This is a genomic window from Burkholderia sp. APQ4-4ca (genome assembly GCF_057837105.1).
On sequence record NZ_JBYQCG010000231.1, the window covers coordinates 33255 to 48139 of the forward strand.

Sequence of the window (14885 nt, forward strand, 5' to 3'; positions counted from 1 at the left end):
CTCCGTATTGCCGGGTGTGTGGAATGGAACAGGTGGCGGAGCGCTCAGCGAAGCGTGCGCGCGCCGTGCGGCGTGTCGAATTCGGCGACGAGCGCCGGCGGCCCGTCGGTGGATTCGACGGCGAGCAGGTGAGCGGCGCCGAGCCAGTCGAGCTGCTCGCGGATCGTATCCGCACGCGGGTGGACACCCTTGAACGCTTTCAGCGCGACGCCGTCGTTCGGCAGCGATTCGGCCGGATGGCGCGGGCTGTCCCACTGGATCAGCGACGGCACGAGGCCGTCGCCCGCACCCTGCCACGCGGGGAAGCTGCCGTCGTCGGGCACCGTGAGACCCCAGCTCAGGTCACCGCGCCGCATCGCGACGACCGGCGCGATGCGGGCCGGGTACTGGCGCTGCCACAGCGCAAGCCGGCGCGGGCGGTCGACGCGCGCGACCCAGTGCGCGAGAAACGGGCCTTGCGCGAGTCGCGCGTGGATCGCCGGATCGTCGAGCCCGAACAGCCGCGCGCGCGGCGGCTCCGCAGCGTCGCCCGGCGCGGGCGCGTCGGGGTCGATCGCGATCACTTCGAGGTAGAGCCCGCCCCACGCGCCGAACAGCGCATTGTGGGTCCGCATCAGCGGGTGGCGGCCGCCGCCGGCCGGTTCGATGCCGAGCGCGTCGGCGACATGGCGCACGCCTTCGTCGAGGGTGCGCGCGGCAATCACGAGATGATCGAGTGTCAGGGAGCGGGCTGGCATGAGCGTCGGTCGGGAAGCGAAAGTGTCATGGTAGGCGGGCGACGGGCCGGGCGGGGGCCGGACCGGCCGGCGCACCGGCCGCGACACGGGCCGGCGGGCGCAGCGCCCCGTGCGGCGGAGCCGCAACGGCGGCCGCACGATCGCCATTCGGGACAACTGTAATCGTCGCTACCGGCACAGTAACGGTACAATCGGCGCGATAGCCTTCGGTACAGTTGGAGCTGCCGCCCATGTCCACCGTCCCACTCGCCCAGATTCCCGCGCCGCACGACACGGCCACGCTCACGCTCGTCGACCAGTTGGTCCAGTGGGCGCGGCGGCGTATCGACGAACGCGTGTTCCGTCCCGGCATGCGCATGCCGTCGATCCGCAAGCTCGCGCTCGACAAGAGCGTGTCGCGCTTCACCGTCGTCGAGGCCTACGAGCGCCTCGTCGCGCAGGGCTACCTCGACTCGCGGCGCGGTTCCGGCTTCTACGTGCGCGAGCGCACGGGCGCCGGCCCGCAGCCGGCCGACGGTGTCGCGCGCACGGCCGAGGCCGCGCCCGTGCACAACACGATCGACGTCGTCTGGCTGCTGCGCAACATGCTGCACACGGTCAGCCCGGAGAAGGGCCCGGGCCTCGGCTACCTGCCGGGCCGCTGGCTCGACGGCGAGCTGATCACCGGCGCGCTGCGCGCCCTCGGGCGTCAGTCGGGCGCGCAGATGCTCGGCTTCGGCACCGCGCAGGGCTTCCTGCCGCTGCGCCAGCAACTGCAGACGCGCCTCGCCGAAGTCGAGATCGGCGCGAAGCCCGAACAGATCGTGCTGGTTTCCGGCATCACGCAGGCGATCGACCTGATCTCGCGGCTCTACATGCGACCGGGCGATGCGGTGATCGTCGGCGATCCCGCGTGGTTCCAGATGTTCGGCCGTTTCGCCGCGCAGGGTGCGCAGCTCGTCGGGATGCCGTATACGCCCGACGGTCCCGACCTCGACTCGCTGGAAACCCTGGTGCAGATGTGGCGGCCGAAGATGCTCGTGATCAACTCGGTGCTGCAGAACCCGACCGGCACGTCGCTGTCGGCCGCGCAGGCGTTCCGGATCCTGAAGCTCGCGGAGGCGTACGATTTCCTCGTCGTCGAGGACGACGTGTACGGCGACCTGTGCCCGCCGAGCTATCCGGCCACGCGCCTCGCGAGCCTCGACCAGTTGAAGCGCGTGATCTATCTCGGCAGCTATTCGAAGACGCTCGCGGCGAACCTGCGGGTCGGCTACGTGGCCTGCGCGCCGGAGATCGCGAAGGCGGTCACCGACCAGAAAATGCTGGTCGGGATGACCACGCCCGAGCTCAACGAGCGCGTGCTGTACAAGATCCTGACCGAAGGCCATTACCGGCGTCACGTGGAGCGGCTGCGCGCGCGGCTCGACGGCGTGCGCGACAAGACCGCGCGGATGCTCGAGCGCACGGGGCTCGGGCTTTTCACGATGCCGGCGGCCGGGATGTTCCTGTGGGCCGACACGGGCGTCGATTCGGACGCGCTCGCGGCGGTCGCGCACGAAGCCGGCTTCCTGCTGACGCCGGGCAGCCTGTTCTCGCCGCAGCAATCGCCGTCCACGTGGATGCGCTTCAACGTCGCGAATTGCGGCGATCCGGCGCTGCCCGGGCTGCTGGCACGCTATATCGACTCGGCGGTGCGGCGCGCGTCGTGACGCGGCGCGGCACGCCGGCTCTTGAAATGCCGCGTGCCGTCCCCAGATACGCGCGCAAATCGCCTGCGCCAGGCGGTCGTCCCCAACGGGCCGCCCCGAACGGGCCGTCCCAAACGGGCCGTCCTTCGCGGGTCCGCCGGCATCGCGCGCCGGGCGCCGGCGCCCCCCTTTCAGTTCAAGTAAGAGGAAACAGCATCCATGGCACACGAAACGATGAGCTTTCAGGCAGAGGTCAAGCAACTCCTCCACCTGATGATCCATTCGCTCTACAGCAACAAGGAAATCTTCCTGCGCGAACTGGTGTCGAATGCGTCCGACGCGGCCGACAAGCTGCGTTTCGAAGGGCTCGCGGACAGCGCGCTGTACGAGAACGATCCGAACCTGCGCATCCGCATCGGCTACGACAAGGCCGCGCGCACGATCACGATCGACGACAACGGCATCGGCATGAGCCGCGACGAGGCGATCGCGAACCTCGGCACGATCGCGCGTTCGGGCACCAAGGAATTCTTCACGAAGCTGTCGGGCGACCAGCAGAAGGATGCGGCGCTGATCGGCCAGTTCGGCGTCGGCTTCTACTCGGGCTTCATCGTGGCCGACAAGATCACCGTCGAAACGCGCCGCGCGGGCTTGCCGGCGAACGAAGCCGTGCGCTGGGAAAGCGCGGGCGAGGGCGATTTCACGATCGACGCGATCGAGCGCGCACAGCGCGGCACGACGATCACGCTGCACCTGCGCGAAGGCGAGGACGACCTGCTGTCGTCGCATCGCCTGAAATCGATCATCCAGAAGTATTCCGACCACATCGCGCTGCCTATCCTGATGCGCAAGGAAGAGTGGGATCAGGAAAAGGGCGAGATGGTCCTGAAGGACGAGGACGAAACCGTCAACCAGGCGAGCGCGCTGTGGACGCGTTCGAAGAGCGACGTCACCGACGAGCAGTACACGCAGTTCTACCAGCACATCGCGCACGATCATCAGGATCCGCTCACGTGGACGCACAACCGCGTCGAGGGCCGCAGCGAATACACGCAACTGCTGTTCGTGCCGGCGCACGCGCCGTTTGACCTGTGGAACCGCGATTATCGCGGCGGCCTGAAGCTGTACGTGAAGCGCGTGTTCATCATGGACGACGCCGAGCAACTGCTGCCGCAATACCTGCGCTTCGTGAAGGGCGTCGTCGATTCGGCCGACCTGCCGCTGAACGTGTCGCGCGAGATCCTGCAGGAAAGCCGCGACGTGAAGGCGATCCGCGAAGGCGTGACCAAGCGCGCGCTGTCGATGCTCGAGGAACTCGCGAACGCGGAAGACGATGCCGGCAAGGACAAGTACAAGACGTTCTGGGGCGCGTTCGGCCAGGTGCTGAAGGAAGGCCTCGGCGAGGATCACGCGAACCGCGAGCGCATCGCGAAGCTGCTGCGCTTCGCGTCGACGCACGGCGACACCGACGCGCAGGACGTGTCGCTCGCCGACTACGTGTCGCGCATGAAGCCCGAGCAGAGCAAGATCTACTACGTGACCGCCGATACGTGGCAGGCCGCGAAGAACAGCCCGCATCTGGAAGTGTTCCGCAAGAAGGGCGTCGAGGTGCTGCTGCTGACCGATCGCGTCGACGAATGGATGCTGTCGTTCCTGCACGAATTCGACGGCAAGCCGCTCGCGAGCGTGGCCCGCGGCGATCTCGATCTCGGCGAGCTGAACGACGAGGAGAAGAAGGCGCAGGAGCAGGCCGGCGAGGCGATCAAGCCGGTCATCGAGAAGATGAAGGAAGCGCTCGGCGACAAGGTGAAGGAAGTGCGCGTCACGTTCCGCCTGACCGATTCGCCGTCGTGTCTCGTCGCGGACGACAACGACATGAGCGGCTACCTGCAGCGGATGCTGAAGGCGGCCGGCCAGAACGCGCCGGCGATGCAACCGATCCTCGAGATCAACCCGGAGCACGCGCTCGTGAAGCAGTTGAACGCCGACAGCGCCGATTTCGGCGACTGGTGCCATCTGCTGTTCGATCAGGCGCTGCTGGCCGAAGGCGGCATGCTCGACGATCCGGCGAGCTTCGTGAAGCGGACCAACGCGCTGCTGCTGTCGCGGGCCGCGTGAACGCGCGCATGCGATTCGACGGCGCGCAGGCCGGCTGGCGCGAGACGCCGCGGCCTGGCTGCACGCTCGACCAGCGCGACTGGCTGACGCGCGGCGGATCGCTGACCGCGCACCTCGCGCGGCTGGGCCGCGTGACCGTGCGCGTGACGCGCGAGGCCGTCGACGCGCCGTGGTTCGACGAGCCCGACGCACTCGCGAGTTCGCCGCGCGCGCCGATGTGGGTGCGCGAGGTGATCCTGTCGGTCGACGGCACGCCGTACGTCGCCGCGCACAGCATCGCGCCGCTCGCGGCCAGCAAGGGCGTGTGGCAGGCGATGCGGCGGCTGCGCACGCGGCCGCTCGCGGAGCTGCTGTACAGCGATCCGCAGGTCGAGCGCTCGGCGCTCGTGAGCCGGCGCGTGATCGCCGGTCATCCGCTGTATGCGCTCGCGAGCCATGCATTGCAGGGCGCGCGCGCGCCGCACGCGTTTGCCGCGCGGCGCTCGGTGTTCCAGCGTCACGGCAAGCCGCTGATGGTCACCGAGTGCATGCTGCCGACGCTGTGGCGCCATCTCGCCGCGCACGGCGACGGGCCGCGATCGGTCGGGTCGCATGGAGACGCGTGATGTTGCAGGGCTTTCCGCCGGTCGTCGCGCCGAACACGCACACGATGATCCTCGGCAGCTTTCCGGGCGAGGCGTCGCTCGACGCCGCGCAGTACTACGCGCATCCGCGCAACCAGTTCTGGCGGCTGCTCGGCGCGGTGCTCGGCGAGCCGTCGCTGCATGAGCTGCCGTACGATGCGCGGCTTGCGCGCGTGCTGTCGCACGGCATCGGCATCTGGGATGTGCTCGATGCGTGCCATCGGCAGGGCAGTCTCGATTCCGCGATCAGGAATGCGAAGCCGAACGACTTCGATTCGCTGCGCGCGCATGCGCCGTTGCTCAAGCGCGTGTGCTTCAACGGCAAGACGGCGGGGCGGTTCGCCGACGTGATCGGCCAGGCCGGGTACGAGACGCTCGTGTTGCCTTCGTCGAGCCCGGCGAATGCAATGCTGTCGTTCGAGCAGAAGCTGGTGCTTTGGCGCGGGATACGTCCTTGAAACTCGTTGGATTCAGAGTGTCCCGAGAAGCAGGATCAGGTGGACGGCAGCAGGTGGTCGAGTAGTGGTTCTCCGTCCCCATTCCGTTACTGCTTGTGACGGTATCGCGCAAGGTTCGAGCAAGGCCGAGCAGATGCTCGAATTCGCCGCGGTTCGCCGGAAAGGGTTTGAGTTTTCCGATGCGTGCGAGGTTATCCAGTGCGGTCAATGTCGACCTCGGTTCCTATAATCATCAGCTTCGACTGGCGCAGCACTTCCGCGAGGAACGGATGACTTTTGCGTTTCCGTTCGAGAAATTCCTCGTGAGTGTATTGTGTGATCCGGACCGAGCGGCCGAGCCGTCTTTCGGCCGATTCGAGTGCGGCCATGATTTGTCGATAGCTGAGCGTCTCGCTGACCAACATGACATCGACGTCGCCACCGGCGTGGTCGCTGCCTTGGGCAACCGAACCGTATACAAAGGCGAGTTGTATCTCCGAGGTCAGCGGTGACGGCGCTCCGCGGAGCACGTCGACGACCCCGAAGGTCTTGATGACGATGAGACGCAACTCGCTGAAAATCGGGCTGCCGGCGAACGCTCGCACCTGTTTGAGATTGGCGATGCGTCGGGTTTCGATGAGGCCACCTTTTTCGAGACGATTCAGTTGTGAATCGATTGCTCGACGAAGCTCGACAGCGTTTCGCGTTCCTGAAGGACATTCCCGGCAGCATCGCGCAATTCCGGTTCGACCCGCACAGACGGAAAAGTCGCGGTTTTCATCGTGGCCTCGTTTGCATCGCAATTGCGATACATCATCCCGCGCGCCCATGTGGCCTGCCAGTCACCCGAATGGCCAGTCGACCGAGCGCTTTCGCCACCGGCGTCCCGGCCCCCCACCAATGCTATCCTCTCGTCCGCTCATCCAGCGTCATCCAGCATCACCCAGCGAGATTCGACCATCATGACCCGACTGATCAAGCGCGCGTCCGCCGAGGCGCGCGCGTTCAAGCAACGCAAGGCGTCCGCCTACAACGGCTCCGAAAAACTCCAGCCGCCGCGCGTGAAGCGCCGCCCGGACATCGATGAACACGACGACGTACCGGTGCTCGAGGCGCCGCGCAAGCCGCGCTTCGCGCCCGTTACGTTCTCCGAGGAAGGCGGCGTGCGCTTCCTGCACTTCGGCACCGAATGGGTGCAGGGCGCGATGCGGATCTCGAAGCCGCTGCATATCGAGCTCGAATACGCGCAGCAGATGATGGCATGGCTGCTGTTCCTCGAAACGCCGGGGCGGATCGTCCAGCTCGGGCTCGGCACCGGTGCGCTGACCAAGTTCTCGCATCGTTTCCTGCCGCACGCGAAGGTCGAGGCCGTCGAGTTGAACCCGGCCGTGATCGTCGCCGCGCGCACGATGTTCGCGCTGCCGCCCGACGACGCGCGCCTCGTCGTGCACGAAGCCGACGCATGGGATTTCGTCAACGACCCGGCCAACCGCGGCACGACCGGCGCGATCCAGATCGACCTGTACGACGCGACCGCGCGGGGCCCCGTGCTCGACAGCGTCGCGTTCTACCGCGCGGTGCGCGGCTGCCTGGCCGATGCCGGCATCGCGACGATCAACCTGTTCGGCGATCATCCGAGCTTCGTGCGCAACATGAAGCATCTGAACGCGGCGTTCGACCACCGCGTGATCGCGCTGCCCGAAGTGCACGACGGCAACCGGATCGCGATCGCGTTCTCGGGCCCCGCGCTCGACGTGCCGTTCGCGCAGCTCGACGCCCGCGCGAAGCTGATCGAGGACACGCTGAAGCTGCCCGCGCGCAAGTGGGTGAAAGCTTTGAAAGCCACGACCGGCGCACGCGAATCCTCGTTCGCAATCTGACGCGCCTGCGCCGGCCGCATGCCGGCGCCACCACGCGACAAGGGGCGGATCACCTCGGGTTCGCCCCTGCTTGACCGCGTGCTCGCGGCTCCTATACTGGCGCGAAGCCAGGGGAGCCGCAGCCTACCCGTTTTGCCGCTCCTCCCGGCGCCGTACCCGCTCAACAAGATCGATAACCGGGATAGAAGAGGAGACGTCATGGCTCACGATGCCGACGCCAACCGGGCCGCCAAGCGCTGGCTCTGGCTGCTGGTGCTGCCGCTGATCGCGATGGTCTGGGTGCCGTCGTACAGCAAGATCGAACCGCAATGGCTCGGTTTTCCGTTTTTCTACTGGTACCAGTTGCTGTGGGTCTTCATCAGCGCGGTGATCACCGCGTTCGTGTATTTCAAGACCAGGAACGCGTGGAAGGCGGGCGGCACGCAAGGAGGTGCGCGATGAATCTCGGCGCAACCTTCGTCTTCGTCCTGCTGTTCATCGGCGTCACGATCATCGGTTTCCTGGCCGCGAACTGGCGGCGCGGCGACCTCGCCCATCTCGACGAATGGGGCCTCGGCGGCCGCCGCTTCGGCACGATCGTCACGTGGTTCCTGCTCGGCGGCGATCTCTACACGGCCTATACGTTCGTCGCGGTGCCCGCGCTCGTGTTCGGCGCCGGCGCGATGGGCTTCTTCGCGTTGCCGTACACGATCCTGATCTATCCGTTCGCGTTCGTCGTGTTCCCGAAGCTGTGGAGCATCGCGAAGCGGCACGGCTACGTGACGGCCGCCGATTTCGTCAACGCGCGCTACGGCAGCCGGATGCTCGCGCTGGCGATCGCGGTGACGGGCATCCTCGCGACGATGCCGTACATCGCGCTGCAGCTCGTCGGCATCGAGGTGGTGATCGGCGCGCTCGGCTTCGACACGACCGGCTTCGTCGGCGATCTGCCGCTGATCATCGCGTTCGCGATCCTCGCCGCCTACACGTACACGTCGGGGCTGCGTGCGCCCGCGATGATCGCGATCGTGAAGGACGTGCTGATCTACATCACGATCGCCGCCGCGGTCATCGTGATCCCCGCGAAGCTCGGCGGCTTCGGGCACATCTTCTCCGCGGTGCCGCCCGCGAAGCTGCTGCTGAAGGCGCCCGACGCGGCGAGCCTGAACGGCTACAGCGCATACGCGACGCTCGCGATCGGCTCGGCGCTCGCGCTGTTCCTGTATCCGCACTCGGTCACGGCGATCCTGTCGTCGTCGTCGGGCAACTCGATCCGCCGCAACATGGCGATGCTGCCCGCGTACTCGTTCGTGCTCGGCCTGCTCGCGCTGCTCGGCTACATGGCGCTCGCCTCCGGCGTGAAGGACATGCCGCAGTACGCGCCGTACTTCAAGGCGTTCGGCCCGAACTTCGCGGTGCCCGCGCTGTTCCTCGAGTACTTCCCGTCGTGGTTCGTCGGCGTCGCGTTCGCGGCGATCGGCATCGGCGCGCTGGTGCCGGCGGCGATCATGTCGATCGCCGCCGCGAACCTGTACACGCGCAACATCCACCGCGAGTTCGTGAACCGCAACATGTCGCACGACCAGGAGACGCACGTTGCGAAGCTCGTGTCGCTGATCGTGAAGGTCGGCGCGGTGGCGTTCATCCTCGGGCTGCCGCTGACCTACGCGATCCAGCTGCAACTGCTCGGCGGGATCTGGATCATCCAGACGCTGCCGGCGATCGTGCTCGGCCTGTACACGCGCGTGCTCGACCATCGCGGCCTGCTGGCCGGCTGGGCGGCAGGCATCGTCTGCGGCACGTGGATGGCTGTGTCGCTGAAGCTGGCGAGTTCGATCTTCACGATCCACCTGTTCGGCCTCGCGATTCCCGGCTACGCGGCGGTGTGGTCGCTGGTCGTGAACCTGGTGGTGTCGGTGGTGGTGAGCGTGCTGGTGCGCGCGATGGGCATGACGCACGCGGAGGATCGCACGCGGCCGGAGGATTATCTCGACGTCGTCGAGGGCTGATACGGGCCGGGCGCGGCAACGAAAACGCCCGCCACCGTGAGGTGGCGGGCGTTCGTTCTTGCGTCAGCCCTGCGCGCGTTTCGCGAGATCCTCGCGCTGCGACAGATCCTCGACGTTGACCATCCAGTGCACGCCGAAACGGTCCTTCGCCATCCCGAAACCGAGCGCCCAGAACGTCTTGCCGAACGGCATCGTCACTTCGCCGCCGTCGGCGAGCGCATCGAACAGCTTCTGGCCTTCGTCGATCGTCGCCGGATTCAGCGACAGCGAATAGCCGGCGTGCGCGGCGCCGGCCGGCTGGCTGCAGTCCCCGTCCGAGCACATGATCATCGACTCGCCGATCGTGAAGCTCGCGTGCATCACCTTGTCGGCCATCTCCGGCGACATCGGGTAATCGGGGTTCGGCGGGGCATCCTTGAAGTGCATCTTGAACATCGTCTTTGCGCCGAGTGCCTTTTCGTAGAACTGAAGGGCTTCGTCGGCACGACCGTAGAACGTCAGGTACGGTTGAACTTGCATCGCTGTCTCCTGGGATGAGCCGGGCCGGCGCGTCGGCGCTGGCGTGGCGTCGTGCAAGATTGACTGGGGAAAGGGCGCATCGGGAGGCGGCCGTCGCACCCGTGACGTGGATTGTAGTGCGCGCGCTTGACGATGGAATGAAAAATAAAACGGCTGCGAACACGAAGTTCGCAGCCGTTTTCGGCGCGTATGCTGACGCCTGTTGTCAGTCTTGCTGACAGCCGCTGACGCGCGGCGCGATTCAGCGCAGCGCGTCGATCAGCTTCTCGAGCTTCACCGCGTCGGCGGCGAACACGCGGATGCCTTCGGCGAGCTTTTCGGTCGCCATCGCTTCGTCGTTCAGCTGGAAGCGGAACGACGCCTCGTCGATCGCGACGCGCTCGGCCGGCTTGTCCTGCAGCGTTTCCGGCGACAGCTTGCGCGCGACCGTGTCGTTGCTCTCCTGGAGCTTCTGCAGCAAATCGGGACTGATCGTCAGCAGGTCGCAACCGGCGAGCTCGGTGATCTGGCTGGTCGTGCGGAAGCTCGCGCCCATCACTTCGGTCTTGTAGCCGAAGGTCTTGTAGTACGTGTAGATGCGGCGCACCGATTGCACGCCCGGATCGTTCGCGCCGCCGTCGCGCGCTTCATTCCATTCCGCGCCGGCCTGCTTCTTGTACCAGTCGTAGATGCGGCCGACGAACGGCGAGATCAGCTGCGCGCCGGCTTCCGCGCACGCGGCGGCCTGCACGAGCGAGAAAAGCAGGGTCATGTTGCACTTGATCCCTTCCTTCTGCAGCACTTCGGCCGCGCGGATGCCTTCCCACGTCGACGCGAGCTTGATCAGGATGCGCTCGCGGCCGACGCCGGCGGCTTCGTACAGCTTGATGAGCTCGCGGCCCTTGTCGATCGAGCGCTGCGTGTCGAACGACAGGCGTGCGTCGACCTCCGTCGACACGCGGCCCGGGATCAGTTTCAGAATTTCGGTGCCGAACGCGATCAGCAGGCGGTCGATGATGAAATCGGTGCTTTCGTTGCGATGATCGCGGACGGTTTTCTCGAGGATCGGCTTGTACGCATCCTTCTGGACGGCCTTCAGGATCAGCGACGGGTTCGTGGTCGCGTCCTGCGGCTTGTATTGCGCAAGCTGCTGGAAGTCGCCCGTGTCGGCGACGACGGTCGTGTACTGCTTCAGCTGGTCGAGTGCGGTAGTCATGGCGATTCGGAAGAAGAGCGCGGGGCGCCGGGTTCTCACGGGCCGCGCGAACGCGGCGGCGAAGCGAAGCGGCGCCGGGCGCCGCTTCCGATCCATCATTTTAGGCCCGATTCGTGTCGAGCACGTTTTGGCGGGTCGGGCGCGCGCCGCGGCGGGCGGCGAGCCGCGTCACGCGGGGCGCCGCGCGTTCAGGATCACCTGCGTGACGACGCCCGCGACGAGCCCCCAGAACGCCGGGCCGATCGACAGCAGCGTGAGGCCCGAAGCCGTGACCATGAACGTGACGAGCGCCGCTTCGCGCTGCTTCACGTCCTGCATCGCGTTCGCGAGCCCGCTCATGATCGAGCCGAACAGTGCGAGCGCCGCCACCGACACGACGAGCGCCTTCGGCAGCGCGGCGAACAACGCGGCGATCGTCGCGCCGAAGATGCCGGCGATCAGGTAGAACGTGCCGCCCCACACGGCGGCCGTGTAACGCTTCGCGCGATCCTCGTGCGCTTCGGGGCCCGTGCAGATCGCGGCCGTGATCGCCGCGAGGTTCACGCCGTGCGAGCCGAACGGCGCGAGCAGCAGCGACGCGAGGCCGGTCGTCGCAATCAGCGGCGAAGAAGGCGTCTGATAGCCGTCCGCGCGCAGCACCGCGATGCCCGGCACGTTCTGCGACGCCATCGCGACGACGAACAGCGGAATGCCGATGCTGACGATCGACGCGATCGAGAACGCGGGCATCGTGAACACGGGTTGCGCGAGCGCGACGTGGAAGCGGCTGAAGTCGAGCAGCCCCAGGCTGCCGGCCACCGCCGTGCCGACGATCAGCGTCGTCGGAATCGCATAGCGCGGCGCGAGCCGCTTGACGATCAGGTAGGTGAAGAACATCGCGAGCACGAGCGCGGTCTGGAACTGCGCGGCGTGGAAGATCTCGATGCCGATCTCGAACAGGATGCCCGCGAGCAACGCGGCCGCGATGCCGGTCGGAATGCGCTTCATCAGCGTGTCGAACAGCCCGCTCATGCCGACGGCCGTCAGCAGTAGCGCGCATACGACGAACGCGCCGATCGCCTCCGGGTAGGGCACGCCGGGCAGTGACGCCACCAGCAGCGCGGCGCCGGGCGTCGACCATGCGACGACCACCGGCGCGCGAAAGCGCAGCGACAGGCCGATGGTCGTCAGCGCCATGCCGATCGACAGCGCCCAGATCCACGACGAGATCTGCGCGTCGGTGAGGTGGGCGGCGCGGCCGGCCTGGAACATCAGCACGAGCGAGCTCGTGTAGCCGGTCATCATCGCGACGAAGCCGGCCACGAGCGTGGACACCGACATATCGGCAAAAAAGCGGCGGCCGCCGGCGCGGCTGGCGCTCGCGGGGGGCGAAGGGTTCATGCTCTCTCCGGGGCGGCCGCTCGGACGCGGCCTGGGTATCTGCGGGCGGGTGTCGTTACTTGCTGAGTGCGCGCATCGCGGTTTCGAGGCCCGCGAGCGTGAGCGGATACATGCGCTGGCCGAGCACGTCGCGAATGATCGCGATCGATTGCCGGTATTCCCATAGCCGCTCGGGCTCGGGATTCAGCCATGCATGGTGGGGGAACTGGTCGGCGAGGCGGCGCAGCCACACGGCGCCGGCTTCCGGGTTGTTGTATTCGACCGAGCCGCCGGGCTGCAGCACTTCGTACGGGCTCATCGTCGCGTCGCCGACGAAGATCAGCTTGTAGTCGGGCGTGAACTTGTGCAGCACGTCCCACGTCGCGGTGCGCTCCGAGTGGCGGCGGCGGTTGTTCTTCCACAGGTGGTCGTACACGCAGTTGTGGAAGTAGAAGAATTCGAGGTGCTTGAATTCGGCCTTCGCGGCCGAGAACAGCTCTTCGGTGCGCTTGATGTGGTCGTCCATCGAGCCGCCGACGTCGAGCAGCATCAGCACCTTCACGTTGTTGTGGCGCTCGGGCACCATCCGCAGGTCGAGCCAGCCGGCGTTCGCGGCCGTGCTGCGGATCGTGCCGGGCAGGTCGAGCTCCTCGGCCGCGCCTTCGCGCGCGAAGCGGCGCAGCCGCCGCAGCGCGACCTTGATGTTGCGCGTGCCGATCTCGACCGAATCGTCGTAGTCGCGGTACGCACGCGCTTCCCACACCTTCACCGCGGTGCGGTTGCCGTTCGACGGGCCGCCGATGCGCACGCCTTCCGGGTTATAGCCGCCGTGCCCGAACGGCGACGTGCCGCCCGTGCCGATCCACTTGTTGCCGCCTTCGTGGCGTTCCTTCTGCTCGTCGAGCAGCGCCTTCAAACGCTCCATCAGCTTGTCGAGCCCGCCCATCGCTTCGATCTGCGCCTTCTCCTCGGGCGACAGCTCGCGCTCGAGGCGCTTCTCGAGCCAGTCGAGCGGGATGTCGAACGCCTCGGACGGCAGCGCGGACACGCCGTGGAAATACGCGCCGAATGCCTGGTCGAACTTGTCGAAGTACTGCTCGTCCTTGACGAGCGTCATCCGCGCGAGGAAGTAGAACGCATCGATCGACGGCGAGATCAGCCCGGCCTTCAGCGATTCGAGCAGCGTCAGGTATTCCTTCACCGAGACGGGCAGCTTGGCTGCGCGCAGCGCGTAGAAGAAATTGAGCAGCATGGCCGGGCCTTCGCGGGTGGATTACCGGTTGTGCCGGTTCATGTAGACGAGCCGTTCGAGCAGGCTCAGATCCTGCTCGTTCTTCAGCAGCGCGCCGGCGAGCGGCGGCACGATCTGCTTCGCGTCCGCGCCGCGCAGCGCGTCGGCCGGGATGTTTTCGGCGAGCAGCAGCTTCAGCCAGTCGAGCAGCTCGGACGTCGACGGCTTCTTCTTCAGGCCCGACACGCCGCGCAATTCGAAGAAGCTCTCGAGCGCCGCGCGCAGCAGTTCCTCGCGGACGTTCGGGAAGTGCACCGCGACGATCTTCTGCATCGTCGACGGATCGGGAAACTGGATGTAGTGGAAGAAGCAGCGGCGCAGGAACGCGTCGGGCAGCTCCTTCTCGTTGTTCGACGTGATGATGACGAGCGGACGGTGCTTCGCGCGAATGGTCTCGCGCGTCTCGTACACGTGGAACTCCATCCGGTCGAGCTCGCGCAGCAGGTCGTTCGGGAATTCGATGTCGGCCTTGTCGATCTCGTCGATCAGCAGCACGCTTGGTTGCTCGGCGTCGAACGCCTGCCACAGCACGCCCTTGACGATGTAGTTCGCGATGTCCTTCACGCGCGCGTCGCCGAGCTGCGAATCGCGCAGCCGCGACACGGCGTCGTATTCGTACAGGCCCTGCTGCGCCTTGGTGGTCGACTTGATGTGCCACTGCAGCAGCGGCATGCCGAGCGCGGCGGCCACTTCCTCGGCGAGCATGGTCTTGCCGGTGCCGGGCTCGCCCTTGATCAGCAGTGGGCGTTGCAGCGTCAGCGCGGCATTGACCGCGAGCTTCAGATCGTCGGTGGCGACGTACTGCGAGGACCCTTCGAAACGCATGGCGGCGCTCTTCTTCAACGGGAAAAAAACCCAGTATAAGTCAGAAGGGCTGTCCGGGCGGGCCGCGCCCGCGTATCGTTGCGGGGCTGTGGCGGGGCTGTGGCGGGGCTGTGGCGGGGCCTGCCGGGGCGCCGTATGGACGCATTCCCCGCCGACGCGGTACAATCTGGCCGTTTTTTTTGGCCTGCGTGGCGACCGACAAGCAAAACGGCGCGGGCCGTTGCCGCTTCGGCGCCAGTTTCC

15 protein-coding genes are annotated in these 14885 nt (G+C 66.8%); 7 read left to right on the forward strand and 8 right to left on the reverse strand.

The annotated features are described in order from the left end of the window. Nucleotides 1-44: 44 nt before the first annotated feature. On the reverse strand, nt 45-737 hold the full coding sequence (locus AC3IFE_RS27495; RefSeq protein WP_489193233.1) for a VOC family protein: 693 nt from the start codon (nt 735-737) through the stop codon (nt 45-47). 230 nt (nt 738-967) lie between these two features. Between AC3IFE_RS27495 and AC3IFE_RS27500 the strand changes: the two genes are divergently transcribed. The 4 genes from AC3IFE_RS27500 (at nt 968) to AC3IFE_RS27515 (ending at nt 5606) form a co-directional block, all read left to right on the forward strand. Beyond that, a complete protein-coding gene (locus tag AC3IFE_RS27500; protein ID WP_489193235.1) occupies nt 968-2428 on the forward strand; it encodes an aminotransferase-like domain-containing protein in 1461 nt (486 codons plus the stop codon). Between the two features lie 198 nt (nt 2429-2626). After that, a complete protein-coding gene (htpG, locus tag AC3IFE_RS27505; RefSeq protein ID WP_489193237.1) occupies nt 2627-4525 on the forward strand; it encodes a molecular chaperone HtpG in 1899 nt (632 codons plus the stop codon). Nucleotides 4526-4533: 8 nt separating this feature from the next. After that, nucleotides 4534-5130, forward strand: coding sequence for a chorismate--pyruvate lyase family protein (locus tag AC3IFE_RS27510; protein WP_089468259.1), 597 nt, complete (start codon nt 4534-4536; stop codon nt 5128-5130). After that, nucleotides 5130-5606 (forward strand): DNA-deoxyinosine glycosylase, encoded by a 477-nt coding sequence (locus tag AC3IFE_RS27515; RefSeq protein ID WP_089468089.1) that lies wholly within the window; start codon nt 5130-5132, stop codon nt 5604-5606. The genes AC3IFE_RS27510 and AC3IFE_RS27515 overlap by 1 nt, the downstream gene beginning before the upstream one ends. A 191-nt stretch (nt 5607-5797) precedes the next feature. On the opposite strand, the gene AC3IFE_RS27520 is transcribed toward AC3IFE_RS27515, so the two are convergent. Together AC3IFE_RS27520 and AC3IFE_RS27525 are read right to left on the reverse strand one after the other, a co-directional pair. Continuing rightward, complete coding sequence (locus tag AC3IFE_RS27520) at nt 5798-6190, reverse strand: nucleotidyltransferase domain-containing protein (RefSeq protein WP_306427123.1); 393 nt, start codon at nt 6188-6190, stop codon at nt 5798-5800. A gap of 56 nt (nt 6191-6246) precedes the next feature. Continuing rightward, nucleotides 6247-6402, reverse strand: coding sequence for a YlcI/YnfO family protein (locus AC3IFE_RS27525; protein ID WP_489193297.1), 156 nt, complete (start codon nt 6400-6402; stop codon nt 6247-6249). A gap of 145 nt (nt 6403-6547) precedes the next feature. On the opposite strand from AC3IFE_RS27525, the gene AC3IFE_RS27530 reads away from it, so the two are divergent. From AC3IFE_RS27530 to mctP, 3 genes are all read left to right on the forward strand, one after another. Further along, nucleotides 6548-7465, forward strand: a complete 918-nt coding sequence (locus AC3IFE_RS27530; protein WP_489193240.1) for a class I SAM-dependent methyltransferase — start codon at nt 6548-6550, stop codon at nt 7463-7465. 198 nt (nt 7466-7663) lie between these two features. Then, entirely contained in the window at nt 7664-7906 is a 243-nt protein-coding gene (locus AC3IFE_RS27535; protein WP_089468088.1) for a DUF3311 domain-containing protein, read from the forward strand. Beyond that, nucleotides 7903-9453 carry a monocarboxylate uptake permease MctP gene (gene mctP / locus AC3IFE_RS27540; RefSeq protein WP_089468087.1) on the forward strand — a complete coding sequence of 517 codons (1551 nt, stop codon included), beginning with the start codon at nt 7903-7905 and terminating at the stop codon, nt 9451-9453. Before AC3IFE_RS27535 ends, mctP begins: the two co-directional genes overlap by 4 nt. Before the next feature lie 63 nt (nt 9454-9516). On the opposite strand, the gene AC3IFE_RS27545 is transcribed toward mctP, so the two are convergent. The 5 genes from AC3IFE_RS27545 to AC3IFE_RS27565 all read right to left on the reverse strand — a co-directional run bounded on the left by AC3IFE_RS27545 (nt 9517) and on the right by AC3IFE_RS27565 (nt 14642). After that, nucleotides 9517-9972, reverse strand: a complete 456-nt coding sequence (locus AC3IFE_RS27545) for a VOC family protein (RefSeq protein WP_489193243.1) — start codon at nt 9970-9972, stop codon at nt 9517-9519. A gap of 241 nt (nt 9973-10213) precedes the next feature. Continuing rightward, nucleotides 10214-11167 (reverse strand): transaldolase, encoded by a 954-nt coding sequence (gene tal, locus AC3IFE_RS27550; protein ID WP_175789460.1) that lies wholly within the window; start codon nt 11165-11167, stop codon nt 10214-10216. A gap of 168 nt (nt 11168-11335) precedes the next feature. Then, on the reverse strand, nt 11336-12547 hold the full coding sequence (locus AC3IFE_RS27555) for a benzoate/H(+) symporter BenE family transporter (protein WP_489193245.1): 1212 nt from the start codon (nt 12545-12547) through the stop codon (nt 11336-11338). Nucleotides 12548-12602: 55 nt separating this feature from the next. Further along, nucleotides 12603-13778 (reverse strand): vWA domain-containing protein, encoded by a 1176-nt coding sequence (locus AC3IFE_RS27560; RefSeq protein WP_034208037.1) that lies wholly within the window; start codon nt 13776-13778, stop codon nt 12603-12605. A gap of 21 nt (nt 13779-13799) precedes the next feature. Further along, entirely contained in the window at nt 13800-14642 is an 843-nt protein-coding gene (locus AC3IFE_RS27565) for an AAA family ATPase (protein ID WP_489193248.1), read from the reverse strand. Nucleotides 14643-14885: the final 243 nt, after the last annotated feature.

Bases quoted from the DNA above. Each gene is read 5' to 3' on its own strand.
- AC3IFE_RS27495 (WP_489193233.1), bottom strand. From the start codon at position 737: ATGCCAGCCCGCTCCCTGACACTCGATCATCTCGTGATTGCCGCGCGC.
- AC3IFE_RS27500 (WP_489193235.1), top strand. From the start codon at position 968: ATGTCCACCGTCCCACTCGCCCAGATTCCCGCGCCGCACGACACGGCC.
- htpG (WP_489193237.1), top strand. From the start codon at position 2,627: ATGGCACACGAAACGATGAGCTTTCAGGCAGAGGTCAAGCAACTCCTC.
- AC3IFE_RS27510 (WP_089468259.1), top strand. From the start codon at position 4,534: ATGCGATTCGACGGCGCGCAGGCCGGCTGGCGCGAGACGCCGCGGCCT.
- AC3IFE_RS27515 (WP_089468089.1), top strand. From the start codon at position 5,130: ATGTTGCAGGGCTTTCCGCCGGTCGTCGCGCCGAACACGCACACGATG.
- AC3IFE_RS27525 (WP_489193297.1), bottom strand. From the start codon at position 6,402: ATGATGTATCGCAATTGCGATGCAAACGAGGCCACGATGAAAACCGCG.
- AC3IFE_RS27530 (WP_489193240.1), top strand. From the start codon at position 6,548: ATGACCCGACTGATCAAGCGCGCGTCCGCCGAGGCGCGCGCGTTCAAG.
- AC3IFE_RS27535 (WP_089468088.1), top strand. From the start codon at position 7,664: ATGGCTCACGATGCCGACGCCAACCGGGCCGCCAAGCGCTGGCTCTGG.
- mctP (WP_089468087.1), top strand. From the start codon at position 7,903: ATGAATCTCGGCGCAACCTTCGTCTTCGTCCTGCTGTTCATCGGCGTC.
- AC3IFE_RS27545 (WP_489193243.1), bottom strand. From the start codon at position 9,972: ATGCAAGTTCAACCGTACCTGACGTTCTACGGTCGTGCCGACGAAGCC.
- tal (WP_175789460.1), bottom strand. From the start codon at position 11,167: ATGACTACCGCACTCGACCAGCTGAAGCAGTACACGACCGTCGTCGCC.
- AC3IFE_RS27555 (WP_489193245.1), bottom strand. From the start codon at position 12,547: ATGAACCCTTCGCCCCCCGCGAGCGCCAGCCGCGCCGGCGGCCGCCGC.
- AC3IFE_RS27560 (WP_034208037.1), bottom strand. From the start codon at position 13,778: ATGCTGCTCAATTTCTTCTACGCGCTGCGCGCAGCCAAGCTGCCCGTC.
- AC3IFE_RS27565 (WP_489193248.1), bottom strand. From the start codon at position 14,642: ATGCGTTTCGAAGGGTCCTCGCAGTACGTCGCCACCGACGATCTGAAG.